3 protein-coding genes are annotated in these 13,267 nt (G+C 62.9%); all 3 read left to right on the plus strand.

The features are described from left to right. Positions 1-476: 476 nt before the first annotated feature. The 3 genes from M5B42_RS08590 (at position 477) to M5B42_RS08600 (ending at position 13,107) form a co-directional block, all read left to right on the plus strand. Entirely contained in the window at positions 477-2,633 is a 2,157-nt protein-coding gene (locus M5B42_RS08590) for a hypothetical protein (RefSeq protein ID WP_248745553.1), read from the plus strand. A gap of 148 nt (positions 2,634-2,781) precedes the next feature. Beyond that, positions 2,782-7,836, plus strand: a complete 5,055-nt coding sequence (locus M5B42_RS08595; protein ID WP_248745554.1) for a DUF6543 domain-containing protein — start codon at positions 2,782-2,784, stop codon at positions 7,834-7,836. Positions 7,837-8,112: 276 nt separating this feature from the next. Beyond that, entirely contained in the window at positions 8,113-13,107 is a 4,995-nt protein-coding gene (locus M5B42_RS08600; protein WP_248745555.1) for a DUF6543 domain-containing protein, read from the plus strand. The last annotated feature ends 160 nt before the right edge of the window (positions 13,108-13,267 follow it).

Genomic DNA, 13,267 nt, shown 5'->3' on the forward strand with positions numbered 1-13,267 from the left:
AGCTAACAGATTTTTTTGGAGAAGGTGTGCTTTCAGGGAACCCTCGGGTCACCCGCAACCGGACAGAGAACAATAAAACTACCTCAAGGTAGCTCCCGAACTGGTTGGATCACCTGATAAAGCAGATCAGCGCTCAAAAAAATACGTTTGCTCTTTGACCCCGGATGGGGGTCACCTAAACGGCGAGAAAGGGTCACGGTCGACAAAAACAACAACAGACCGCCCCTCAATAATAAGAAAAGAGCATACAACAACACATTCAAGGGGAGCTTCGGCTCCCCTTCGTGTTTCCGCCTTCCTGTCATTCGCTGACAAATCCTCCTTGTGCCTATCTATGTACCGCATCCGCCGAATTCATGGAGCGGATACTGAACCTGCCTACGCGGCCATCCTCCTGTGCGATCGCCCCGTATCAATACCCGACTGATGACAGATCCTGAACAGGATGTTTATTTCTTTAATTGGCAGGTATCACCATGTCTCCAAGAACCCCGGTCAAACCCACGTCGTCCACCATCAAGATACCTGTGCCCAAGACGCCGGACCTTCCCGAATCCTTGCGCCCATCACTTCCCACGGGGCCACATGCCAGCGGCCTGCGCCCACACCACCTGGACAACCCGGCGGTTTCCGGCGGTCAGGCGCCCGCCCTTGGTCGACCGGCAATCAACACGCCAACGGAGCAGAACCTGCAACTGACGGATCTTCCGGATCAGGCCAGGAGCGCCACCTCCCGTTCACTGGAGAGCTACCGGGTCAGCACGAGCCGGGCATTGCCGCCGCCCGACCCGCAGGGCCTGCGGATCATCAAGAACCGTCACTATGTCGATCTCGATAGCGGTGGCACGGTCATGGTCGCGTACGACACGCAACTCGAGACCTACCGGGCAAAACGTTCCAATGAACTGCTGCCGTCCGGCCCCGCGCTTTATCGGATAGGCAACGGCAGCACCTGGGGAACGGAGCCCATGGCGGCCTCCGTCGATCAGGCCACGGCCAGCCCGCCACCGCGCAAACGGCCACGGCTGGTTGACGAGCCGGCGGCCGAGTCCAAGCCATCGGCAGAAGATAGCCGTGCGGCCGACACACCACGGGCGTCCGCTGTCGTCGTGGCCAAATTCAGCTATTCCGGCCAGCCCCCCTACACCCGTCTCGCGGGCCCTGACAGCCAGGGTTACTATCGCCTGAAAAAGTTTGATGCCGATAACACCGAAGACAGCGTGTACGCATTCAGCAAGGACGACGACAACTGGGTGCTGGTTGACCCGCCAGAGGGTCGGATGGACGCAAACGGTCAGTCGCTTGCCGCCGAACGACTGCCCGCCTGGACCGACCACGAGATCTGGGAACACTACGGGCTTCACGGCAACGACATAACGCGCTTCCGCTCCGAGGTCGAAACCTCCGGCAAACAGCCGCAATGGGCCAATGCCAGCCAGGCAGGCAAGACCAGGGAGCAATTGATCCGGGCGCTGAAATGGGCCCATCCCGACAAGAGCGCGGAAGAACGCGGGCAGATCCTGCAAGGATACAACCTGCTGCCGAGCATGCTGCCTCGCCTGCAACAGGCACTTCAGGAACACGCCAGAGTCCCTGACTGGGCACAGACGCACAAACTTCAGTCGGCGACCGAGACCGATCCACGGCGCTTTGACTTGCTGGAACAGGAAGTGCTGCCGCACATCCGCAATATCCGCAACTTTGAACCGCACTCGCTCGACCCGGATTTCGACGCCTACTACACCCGGCCATTCCTCGAGGCGTTCCTGCTCAAGATCGGCTACCGGAAAAACATCCATGGCTGCCTGTACCGCACGGATATCCCCGCCATGTTCAGGACGGAAGATCGCACGCCGTTCGAGCTGGCCAGGGATGGCTGCATGCTCGCCCGTGAAAACCACCCACCGGGCTCGACCACGAAAAAAGCCCTGAGCGCCACCTTCAGCCTGAGCGACGCGAAAAACTACAGCGTCGGTGGCGGGCCGGGTATCGGCCAACTGCGTTACAACAGGCAAACCAACAAATATCCCGGCAGACGCCCCGAGTCGGAGAGCGGCAGCGACGCCGACAGCGAGGGCAGCGCCGATGAGAGCTCGTCGAATGCCAGCCAGGCCGCTTCGTCGTCAGCCTCGGGCAGCACCCGCCAACCGAGTGAAGCGGCATCGAACGGGTCGGGCTCGGGCGCGCCGATTTCCCTCGACAGCGAACGCGGCTATACCACCTACAGGCACCGGCAGATCACCAGCTTCATCTACATGATCGATACCCGCAACGTCGAGGTCGTGCCGGGGCAGGAAAATCGCTTTTTCAACCATGATCCGCAGAGAAGCAACTTCTTTCCTTATGACGATATCGAAGGGCATATTTCAGTCTCCGACCGAGGCGTCAGTGCCGAGCGGATCTGGCTGGTCAACTCCAGCCTGACCCGTGCCGCCAGTGTCCGCGCAATCCATCAGGCCGCGGGACACACCGCCGCCGACATCGAGAGTGCAACCTGGAGCGGGGTCGACAACAGCGCGGTCTACGATCAGTTGATCGACCAGGTGGCCGAGGCCGGCGGGACTGTGCTGAATTGGCCCGCCGACGGGAAAATCTTTGCCGATGACGTGACCTGGCCCGTCTCAAGCAGCTGATTTCACCGCCTGATCGGGTGAATACCTACCGCAGTCCCAACCGATACACCGCATACGCTGCCCATTCGAATCACGAATCGGGCTTCACACCATGACAGCAAATACCTGGGCGGACGTCGGGTCCGCCACTGCCCCCAAACGCCCCCCCATGCTCCGAGGGCATCGGGGGCGCCATTATGATCTGGTCAAGGGCAAGTTCCCCGGATGGCTGGTCCAGGCCGACACCGCGACGCACCTGGCCCTGGGACAACGCGCACTGGCCGCCGACCTGCCGGTGTTGAAAGAAGCACCGGAGATCTTCAGCCAACTGCATCAGAGCTACACCGCCTGCCTGCACTACCAGCGCCAGGTCCAGGCCGTGCTGCGCAACATGAACAGTATTGAAGCTTTCGCCAAACCCTTGCTGGAGCAGGCCTTGAAGAAGGAGTTCGGGCAGGTGCTGGATGCCAAGCGGACCTTCATCTTTCAACCGACCAAGGGTATCCCGGGCGATCTCCGCTCATCCATCTCCACCCTGCTGCACGCCGCGCTGCACAACTACGAAGCCCGGGAAACCGAGGAAGGCAAGCTGGACGCACCCGGCGACGCGGCAACGATCCACAGCGGCAATCCCATCGATCCGGACGCGCGGCGGCTGCCCCTCTCGCCAGCCAGGTTCGCCGCCTTGTGCCGCAAGCTGGATCTGGGCCGGCAGTACCAGGAACATCTCCATGAGGTGTTCTTCCCAACCGCCAGGGCTGGGGAAACGGCGCTGGAAGCGCAGTACAGTGTTCGTGGCCATTTCACCGTGTATGACGCCTATGCCCTCGAAACCCAGGTGCATATCGCCTTCCTGCGCACCCATCTGGACGAGGCCGCCTATCGGCTAATGCTGGAGGTGGCCAAGGGCAAGGAGGTGCCGGTACCGGCCGGACACCCGCAACGCTGCTTTACCTTGAGCCTGCTGAGAATCGCGCTCAACGGCATTCTGGTCGTACGCACCGCCGACGACGCCCGCAGCTGGGTGGTCTACCTGCCGGACGATCCCTTCCATCCCGTAAAGCAATACCCTTCCCGCGCCGCCTTCGAAGACGACCTGCGGGAAAAGCTGCGGACCCTCGATTACCTGAAGTTCTTTGTCCGCTTCATTCCCCAGCAGGAGCGGACCCGGTTTTTCGACAAACTCCAGGAACGCCTCAACCCGAAGCAATGGAACGGCTATTTCTATCAGCCGACCCCCGACCCACGGGCAAAACTCGATGTCGCCGGCGAGGAAATTGGCGCTTACCTGTTTCGCCAGCGCTACCAACAGAAGGTCGAGACCTTCTTCGCCGACGCCCTGTTTGTCGCGGTGCCCACGGCACAAAAGGACCGGCAAAGCCTCACGGCGCGCCTGCAGCATTACCTCAATATTGCCCTCAACATCCTCAATATCGCGGCGTTCATTGTCCCGGGGCTGGGGGAAATCATGCTGGGAGTGGTCGCGGTACAACTGGGCAACAATATTTTCCACAGCATAGACAGCTTCGCCCTGGGCGAAAAAGCACAAGCCTGGGCCTACCTGACCGGCGTGTTGCAAAACCTCTCATTGATCACTGCGCTGGGAGCCGCTGGAGCCTCCGCGGCGGCCGCCGAAAACGCGGCGATCGCCAGTGCCGGCTTTGTCGATGGACTGCGCCCGGTGACGCTGCTCAACGGCGATATACGCCTGTTCAATCCCGACCTGGCACCGTTCGCCCACAAGCTGGTCCTGCCCCGGACCCTGGAGCCCGATGCCATGGGCCTCTATCACCATCAGGGCCGGACCTACCTGCCGCTCGACGGCAAATACTACGAACTCAAGCCGCAGGCGTCGTCCCGCCGCTATCAAGCCCGGCATCCACGCAAAACCGACGCCTATACCCCGACCTTCCGGCACAACGGCGCCGGTGCCTGGGTCCATGAGTTCGAGCAGCCGCTGGCCTGGAACGACCTGGGCGCGTTCAGACGCCTGGGGCCGGAGGCCGCGGCCCTCGACGAAAGCGCTGCCCGGCGCGTCATGCAGATCAGCGGCATCAACGGCGATGTGCTGCGCAGTGTGCATCTGGATAACCTGCCGCCCCCGGCCTTGCTGCGCGACACCCTGATCCGCTTCAAGCTCGACCGCGACCTCAACGGCCTGATCGCCCGCCTGCAACGCGGCGATGCCCTGGGTTATTCACGGGATGAATTGCACATGACCCTGCAACTGCTGACCAACCGGCCCGTGTGGCCGGCCTCGAAAGTGTTGCGCTTGCTCGATGAGCAAAAGGTCACGCTGACCGAGTACCCGCCCGATGCAGACGCCCGGGTGACGCGCATAGACGCCACCTGGGACAACCTGCATGCCAATGACTTACTCGAACTTGTGCTCACTCGGCTGGGAGAACCCGAGATCACCAGCCTGCTCGACGAAGAGTTCGGGCAAGGCCCCCTCAGCCTGGCGGCGCGCACCCGCAAACTGCGGCAGATACTGGCCGGGGAGGCGCTCAAACGGCGCAATAGCCTGTTCGCCTCTCACTATGAGTTTCGTACCCGTTCGACCCATCCATCCGCCGCGCAGGCGCTGATCCAGCGGGACTTCTCCTCGCTGCCGAGCCTGGTGGTCAGGGAACTGCTCAGCCAGGCCAACAGCGTCGAACTGCAACGGCTCGCCGCCGGATCAGTGCCGCTGCGCCTGGCCGAGGAGGCCCGCTACTACCTGCACAACGTCCGTATCGCCCGGCTCTATGAACAGGCCTGTCTCGGCTCGGTCGACCAGGCCGAGGCCTATCGGGTCATCCTGCCCATGCTGGAAAAACTGCCGGGCTGGTCGAACCGAGTACGCCTGGAAATCCGCGATGCCGCATTCGACGGGCCACTGCTGGACAGCCTCGGCCCCGAGCCGGCCGCCGTGCGCAAGGTCCTGATCAGGCAGGGCAACCGCTATGCGGCCCGCGATGCCCAGGGCCAGGAGTTGCATGGCCCGGACGACCTGTATGCGGCCGTGCTGCATGCCCTGCCGGACGCCGAGCGCGCCGCCCTGGGCTTGCCCCATGTCGGTCAGGGCGCACAGCTGCGGCAAATGCTCCTCGAGCTACCGTTACCACCCCGCGAAACACTGCGCGAGAGCCTCGGTCTGCCGCCCATCAAACCGCACCATATCCCGCCGATGCGCCTGGCCGGCGGGCAATTGGCCTATCCAATGAGCGGGCGTGGCGCGGGCCGGGCACTGCGCTCATTCGAATTCAACCGCCTTGCCCTGGAGTTGTATCCGACCCTGCGTCTCTCCGAGGTGGAAACCCTGCATGGCTTGCGGGACATGAGCCTGGGCGCGGGGATAGCGCGACTGCGGGCGCTGGAACTCGAATATGCCACCCTGGAAGACGAGCTTGACGCCTGGCTCGGCGCCCCCCAGGCCTCTACCGAGGCCCACGGCAAACAACAGATCGCCCTGCAGATCAAGCGCTGCTGGCGCCATGAAACAGAGCTGGCCCGCGATGCCGACGACCTGCCCATCGGCGGTCGCCAGCTCAGCCTGGCAGGCTATCCGGTGGGCAACCTGCCGACACTTTCGGCGAACTTCGAGCATGTCAGCGAACTGCACCTGCGCGGCCTGGCGCTTAGCGTATCGCCGGAGCTGGACAGTTTCCTCGAGGCATTCCCGCGCCTGCAACGACTGGACATGAGCCGCAATGCCCTGACCCAGCTGCCGGCGGCCCTGGGCCGGCTGACGGCGCTCAGGCACCTCGACCTCAAGGCCAACCAGATCGTCCTGACCCCGGCCAGTACCGCTCCGCTGACCCAGTTGATCCACCTGGAGGTACTGATCCTGGAAAACAATACCAGCCTGTCCATGCTCCCCGACCTGAGCCCGCTGACCCGCCTCGCCTACCTGCACCTACGCAATACCGGGCTGCGCGACTGGCCGCCGGGTTATGCCAATCTCCCGGCCCTGAGACGCCTCGACCTCAGCGACAACCGCATCAGCGCCATTCCCGACGAGGTCTTCGGGACCGACCCGCAACGTCAACGCCTCAACCGGGCGATCAACCTGGAAGGCAACCCGATACCGGTCGCACTGCGCCAGCGTGTCGACCGCTACCGCCAGGAAACCGATCTCGACCTGGGCCTCGACGTACTGATCGAAAGCGACGATCAGTCAGAGTGGAGCAGCGGTTCGCGCCCGCAATCGCGCGCCAGCTCCCGCCACAGCCGCTGGGGCTCGCCCTCGCCCGTGCCCCGTGACAACACGCACTGGCTCGAGGGCCTGAGCAGGTCGGAACGGGAAACCAGACGCGACCTGTGGCTGCGGCTGGCCAGCGACGATATCGAAGCCTCCGAAGCGTTTTTCAGGGTGCTGGAAGACCTCAAGTATTCCGCCGACTATATCAGCGCCGAACATCGTCCCGAATTGTCCGAGCGTGTCTGGCGCATGGTCAGGGCCGCCACGGAAAATACCGAGCTGCGCGAGCAATTGTTCAGGCGTGCCAATGCGCCGGATCCGGATAGCTGTGAAGACGGGATCAGCGTGGTGTTCAGCGATATGGGCTTCGATGTCCTGCTGTACGAGGCCAGGGCCCTGCCCCTCGAAGCCCGTGAAGCCGAACTGCTGCAACTGGCCCGGGGAAAATCACGTCTGGAGGGGGTGAACCGCCAGGCCAAGGATCTGATCGACACCCGCAAGGCCAGCGGGGTAGATCCCGATGAAGCGGAAATCTACCTGGCCTTTCGCATCGGCCTGGCCGAAAGGCTCGGGTTGCCCTGGCAAGCCCGGAAAATGAATCACGACCGGGTGGCCGGCGTGAGCAGCCAGCAACTCGACGAGGCTTACCAGGCCATCCTGGCCGACGAGCGTCAGCCCGGCGAAACCTCCGGACGCCTGGTCCGCCAGCCGTTCTGGAAGGACTATCTGGAGGAACGCTTTCACGAGGGACCGCTCAAGGCGCCACGGGAGCAGCGCGACAAGCTGATCGGCGCGCTCGACGATTTGTTGAGTGCGCAACGGGAATGGTTCGGCGGCAATCCCCTGGACGAGCAGCAGAACGCCGACCTGGCCGAGACGATAAAACAATCGGCCCAGACACTCGGGTTGACACCCGATGCAGCCTTCGCCAGTGCCATGACCGACAGCACCTATCTGAGACTGTCCAGCGATATCGCCAAAGCCTACAGCGACACTCTGGAGCAGTTGACCGAACAGTTGCTGCGGCAACACGACCTATAGACGCGGGGCTCGAGTGGAGCGGTGCCTGTGTGTGCGGGGCTTGGTCCGGGCGGTGTTCCGACGAAGCTTTTAGCGCTCTCACGGGCCTCTTCGCGAGCAAGCTCTGCTCCCACAAGAGCCAGCTAGCACGAGACGCTGGTCAAAAGGCCATAACCGACTATTTTACAGACGCGGATTATTGATATTAACCAACTGATTTAACTCAACTTTTTCAACTTTTAAGTGCAGGCGTTCGGCATAAGCTGAAAGCCTTATTCACGGAAAAAGTTGATCTTCATGAGTACCGAGCAACGCCCACTTGCCGCCTCCGCCAGCCAGGCGCGATCGACCAGGAACCATCGCCTGATCCTCAAGCGGCTGCCCTCCTGGCTGACCCAGGCTTCCCTCGAACGACGCCAGGCATTCGCCACGCGCCTCAGGCAGAGCCAGATATCCAAAGCCGCACTGGCGCGCCATCTACACGGTCTCAAAAGCGCCAAGGACTTTGCCGCGCCGCTGCTCTCCCGGGCCCTGGACGAGCACTATGGCCCGGGCCTGGACATTCACCACGACCAACTCCGGCATGTGCATATCCTCGCCGCCGCCACCCTCGGCGAACCGCGTCGGGAGAACATTGTCGTGCAGAGCCTGCTGCAAGCCGCCCTGCAGAACTTTGAAAGCAGCGAAACCGGCCCTTTCGGTTTCGACCACGGCTCGGCCATCCAACGTAAAAGTACCGCTGTCCTGAAAAAGCCCATCGCGCCTCCGGACTTCGCCGCCCTCTGCCGTCGGCTCGACCTGGGCGGCCAGTACAAGCGACACATCGAACATTTTCTCCTGCCCACCGAACGCAACCGCCCAAGCCCGCGCTTCAAGAACCTCTTCGAGCAACAGGAGCGCGACGAACTGGCGGTGCAAGCGGAAATCGCCCTGATCAAGGGCCACCTGGATCAGTCGGCCTACCGGATGCTGCAAAGCCTGCTTGATCCGACGCGAACACCCCGTTGGGACAACCGTCCCGTGCACTGCTACTCCCTGACCCTGCTCGACTTTCCGAACGTCGACAGCGGCGCCTGGGGCGCGTTGCTCAAGGGCGTGCTGCTGATCGAGCACGACGCTCTCTCAAGCACCGGCGAGCGCCCCTGCGTGGTCTACCTGTCGGGTGATCCGCTCCAGGCCGTCAAGCGCTATCCGTCCTTCAACGCATTCCACAATGAACTCAGGGAACGGCTGCGGGATAAAACCTATCAGGCGTTCTTCAAGCGTTATGTTCACCTGCGCACCCAACCGGCACTCTTGCGTGCCCTCGAGGATTGCCTGAGCCCCCTCGACCCCGTCAGCGAACAGCGCAAACCGGCCCCGCAAGCCAACTTGCGCCTGGAGAAAGGCTCGCTGGGCGACAATCCTTTCAGCGAGTTCTGCGTTCTGCAAACGGTCAAGAAGCTCGACGACGCCCGGATCAGCGCGGTGCCCACGGACGACGAGGACAAGAAGACCCGCACCGCGCGCCTGCGCTCGTTGCTGAACTGGGGGGTCAATCTGTTGTTCCTAGTGCCCGGGCTCGGCGAGGCGATGCTCGCGGTCGCCGCCGCGCAACTGATCGTGCAGCTCTACAACGGCATCGAGGAATGGAGCCATGAAGAGAAAATGCAGGCGGTGCTCGGCTTTATGGGCGTGCTGCTGAACGTTGAACTGCTGGGATTGGGGGCCGTCATGACCCTGGACTTCGAAGGTTCGACGTTTATCGAAGGGCTCAAGCCGATCAACACCGCCCAAGGCGAACAGGCACTCTGGAAACCCGACCTGACCCCCTATGAACACCGGCTGCCCGACACGCTGGACCTGCAGCCCGATGGCGCGGGGCTCTATCACCATCAGGACAAGACCTTCCTGGGTCTTGACGGCCGCCATTACCGGATCAAGCCCGGCACAAGCCCCAACCGCTTCCGCCTGCAACACCCGAACAACCCCGACGCCTACGCCCCGCTGATCCATCACAACGGCAAGGGCGCCTGGCGCCATGAATTCGAGCAACCCTTGCAGTGGCGGCAACCGCAGCTGTTTTCCCGACTGGGGCCGGATGCGGCCAGCCTGGACCCGGCGTCGGCGGAAAAAATCATGCAGTTGAGCGGGGTCGACGACGATGCCCTGCGCCTGCTGCACCTGGACCAGGAACCGCCCCCGGCCCTGCTCGAAGACAGCGTGACCCGCTTCAAGCTCGACCGCGACCTCAAGCGCCTGGTGCAACGCCTGCAAAGCGGTGGCGCGGCCAACAGCTCAATCGACGAACTGCACATGGAACTGCAACTGCTCACCAGCGAACCGGTCTGGCCGCCCTCGAAAGTGTTGCGCTTGCTGGACAGCCACGGCGTGCCGCTGAAGGAATACCCCGCCGGCCAGGCGCAAGCCTTGCAGCGTATCGACCTGCGCTGGCCCGGGCTCGACGCCAACCAACTGCTGCGCAAGGTCCTGGAAAACCTCGACGAGGCCGAGATCCGCAGTTTGCTGGGCGAAGATTTCGGCACCGGTCCCATCAGCCTGGATGCCCGTGCCGTGGCCCTCCGGCGCAAGCTCGCGACCCAGGCCGGCAATCGCCAGGCGGCGCTGTTCGATTCACACTATCGCTATCGCACCCAGAGCAACGACCCCGCCGTTGCGGTGATCCGCAAAGAGTTTCCCAGTCTGTCGACGCCGATCGCGGAGGAATTGTCCAGAAACGCCAGTCCGGCCGAACAGCGGGTTCTGCTCAACGCCAGGCGTGTACCGTTGCGACTGGCCGAAGAGGCCCGCTATTACAGCCGCAATCTGCGCCTGGCGCGCGCCCGGGAAGGCCTCTATCTCGACGCGACGAGCAACCCCGATACCGACAAGCTGATCCTCAACCAGATCGGCAAGCTGCCGGGCTGGTCGGATCAGGTGCGTCTCGAAATCCGCCAGCCCTACTTCAGCGGGCCCTTGCTCGACAGCCTTGGCGCGGAGCAGGCACCGATTCGCAAGGTACTGGTTAAAAATGGCGACCAGTACGAAGCCCATGACGCCCTGGGCCAGGAACTCCACGGCCCGGACAATCTGTACAGCAGTGTCCTGCACGCCCTGCCCGACACCGAGCGCAAGGCCCTGGGCTTTCCCGGCCCCCATGAGGCCGCCGGCCTGAAGCAGACCGTGCTCGATCAGCCATTGCCGCCGCGCAAGGAGATGGAAAAACTCCTCGGCCTGCCCCCCACCAAACCCAACGAAACGCCGCCGAGGCGCCTGGCCGCCCGCCGGCCCGGCCCGTCTGCCGCCGGGCCCGAGGCGGCAGAAAGAATCGTGGGGGCCCGCTCCCCGGCCTTCACCGAGCTTGCGCAACGTCTTTACCCCACCCATGACTGGCGCAATGTGGAGGCCTTTCTCGACCTGCGCGGCCTGAACGAAGGCGCGGCGGTGCAACGCCTCGAGGCACTGGAAAGCGAATACAACACCTTGTCCACGGAGCTCGAAACCTGGGTCAGTACACCGCCGGATCCCCAGATAGGCGTGACGGTCAGGCACTATATTGCCCGGGCGATCAGGCAATGCTGGCGCCGGGAACCCTTCCTGGGCAGCGCCCCGGAAGGCTATCAGATCAATTTCTCACTTTACGACTCGACAGCCCGGCTGCCGACGCTGTCGGCCAACTTCAGCCATGTCACCGAACTGTTCATGAGCGGGACCCACCCGGACATCACCCGGGGACTGAACCGTTTCCTCGAGGGTTTCCCCCAGTTGAAGCGCCTGTATATCGGCGGCGGCGTCCTGACCGAGATTCCCCCCGCGCTGGGTTCGATGAGCGAACTGGTCCACCTCAACCTGAGCGGCAACCGTATCGTCCTGACCGAGGAAACGGCCAACCTCCTCGAAGGGCTGACCCACCTGAGGGAACTGAACCTTTCCAGCAACCCGACCCTTGGCCGTTCGCCGGATTTCAGCGCGATGCTCGAACTGGAGCGTATCGACCTGCGCAACACCGGACTTACCCAATGGCCGACCGGCTACCAGGAACTGCCAGCACTGACCCGACTCGACCTGAGCTCGAATCACCTGACCACTATCCCCAGTACCGTCCTGGACACCAGCGAAGAAGGGCAACGCATCGCCAGGGCCATCAACCTCTACCACAACCCCATCGAAAGGGACTTTTTCGATGACGCCGTGGATTACAACACGGAAACCGGGATCGACCTGGGGCTGGATATGCCGGTCGATTCGGATTCGGAAGCCAGCGTGAGCGGCGGCGACTCGCCGGCCCATAGTCCGTATGGCCCGCGAGGGCCCGTCTCACGGGATGAGAGTGCCTGGTTGCAAGGGCTCGACAGCCAGGCGCAGGAGGCCTTTCGCGACACCTGGCTGCGCCTGGCCGGCGAGGAACCGGTCGATGAGTCCGAAGCGTTTTTCCGGGTGATCGGCGATCTGCGTGAATCGGCCGACTATGCCGACAGCGCCACTCGTCCCGGACTCATGGACAAGGTCCGGCGCATGGTCAGCGCCGCGGTCGATGACACCGCGCTGCGGGAGAAACTCTTCGCCAAGGCCAACGCACCGCAATCGGACGCCTGTGCCGACGGCATCACCGTGGCCTTCAGCGACATGGGCCTCGACGTGTTGCTGCATGAAGCCTACACCGAACCGGACGCCCGCAAGATCGAGTTGAAACTGCTGCAACTGGCCAAGGGAAAATCGCGCCTGGATCGCGTCAACGCCCAGGCCCGGGACCTGATCGGCAAACGCCGGGCCGAGGGTCGACGTCCCGATGAAGCGGAAGTCTACCTGGCCTTTCGCATCGGCCTGGGGGATCGGCTGGAACTGCCCTGGCAGGCCTCGAAGATGAATTACCACCAGATTTCCGGGGTCACCCCGGCCCAGGTGGATGCCGCTTACCTGGCCATCCTCGAGCAGGAGCAGCAGCCGCTGGATGGGGTCAGACAGATCCTCGGGCAGGAGTTCTGGAAGGAGTACATGGAGATCCAGTATCTGCAGGAGCTCAGCGCGAAAGAGGCGCTGCGCGAGACCAAGAGCGATGCCCTGCTGGACCTGCAATCGGCACAGGAACGCTGGTTCAACAATGGAAACCTGCCCGAGGAAGAAAAGACCCGGCTGCAAGCGGTTATAAAAGCCTCGGCCGGCACCCTGGGCAAGTCCGAGCAGGAAGTATTTGCCCGGCCCATGACCGACGCCGAATACCAGGCCCTCTACGAAGCCATCGGACGTGAACACAGCGACGAGATGGAGCGCCTGACCCTGGAGGCGTTGCGCGAGCACGGACTGGCGAGCTGAACCCAAAGAGGCTGCGGCCCTGAGCCAGGCCGAAACAGGTGGCGAACGGGCTGCTGCGTCGAAAATGTCCGATTGACAGTCAGCCCTATCACCTTTACGTTAACGTAAAGGTGAACAATCACTCACACCCACGCCTTGCTCAACCCATAACAACAGGTGC

The organism is Pseudomonas sp. MWU12-2037, assembly GCF_023242345.1.
GTDB classification, from domain to species: Bacteria; Pseudomonadota; Gammaproteobacteria; order Pseudomonadales; family Pseudomonadaceae; genus Aquipseudomonas; species Aquipseudomonas gingeri_D.

Coding starts and splice junctions, on each gene's coding strand:
- M5B42_RS08600 (WP_248745555.1), top strand. CDS start 8,113: ATGAGTACCGAGCAACGCCCACTTGCCGCCTCCGCCAGCCAGGCGCGA.
- M5B42_RS08590 (WP_248745553.1), top strand. CDS start 477: ATGTCTCCAAGAACCCCGGTCAAACCCACGTCGTCCACCATCAAGATA.
- M5B42_RS08595 (WP_248745554.1), top strand. CDS start 2,782: ATGCTCCGAGGGCATCGGGGGCGCCATTATGATCTGGTCAAGGGCAAG.